Here is a 1,022-nt window from a genome sequence, read left to right on the forward strand (position 1 = left end):
TAGCAAATCATTAATCTCTGTCTGGTATGCCAGATGACTTTCGGTTAATAAGTTCCTTGTCTCTTCTTCACTAAGTTCCATGATCACCGAGCCAGAGTCGCCAATTTGGTAAGTAGACTTGCCATCCCGGTCTTTAGACAAGGGCACAACCTTTGCTTCCTCGATTCTTGTCCAGTAAGGAAGCTCTGCAAGGAGAGCCTCACTGTCTGCATATTGTTCCAATCCTCTGGCCCAAGTTTGAAAAGATGTCGTCTTTAAAGGCAATTTGATCGGTTGTCGGGCTAATATCTGCTCATAAATCGTATTGAAATCCTCAAGCAATATTCTCCATGAAATTCCATCGACGACCAGATGGTGAATGATGATCAGTAAATGATCCCCATCCCGTGTCCGGAACAGGCCGAGCCGAAGCAGCGGACCATGTTCGATATGAAGGCTTTCCTGCAATTCGCCAGCCTTTTGCTCAATCTGTTCCCGTAAATGTTCTGATTGAGTAAGATTATATACGTTCATAGCGAGTTGTTGGTCATCCAAGCCAAGATTTACTTGCTTCCATACGCCGTTGACATGGGTATAACGCATGCGCAGCGCATCATGATGCCTGACCAGCTCTCTGAATGATTGCTCCACAGCTGCCTCATCATATCCCTCTTCTTTAAAGAGAAGCATATCTTGATTCCAATGATGAGGCTCGTCGAATTGCTGGTTAAAGAACCACTGCTGAATCGGTGTCAGCGACACATCCCCTATGACCAAGCTTTGATCAATCAAGGATTTGGCCGCTCGTAGATATGGCGTTAACTCAAACACGGTCGGATTCTGAAAAAGATGGTTAACTTCCAGCTTCAAGCTGTATCGGTGCAGGCGGGCTGCAACCTGGATTGCCTTAATGGAATCCCCGCCCAATGTAAAGAAGTTATCGTGAATTCCGACGACTTCGACTTGCAGGACTTCTTTCCAAACATCAGCCAACACCTGCTCCTGCTCTGTTCTTGGCGGTGTATAATCTTGCTCTGCAGGCC

Annotated in this window: 1 protein-coding gene; it reads right to left on the reverse strand. The window is 46.4% G+C overall.

The window, feature by feature from the left end; genetic code table 11:
* Positions 1-1,022, reverse strand: a 1,022-nt coding sequence (locus ACFRAK_RS28095) for a condensation domain-containing protein (RefSeq protein ID WP_394573051.1), incomplete at both ends; no start/stop codon positions are given.

Source organism: Peribacillus sp. NPDC056705, assembly GCF_043656335.1.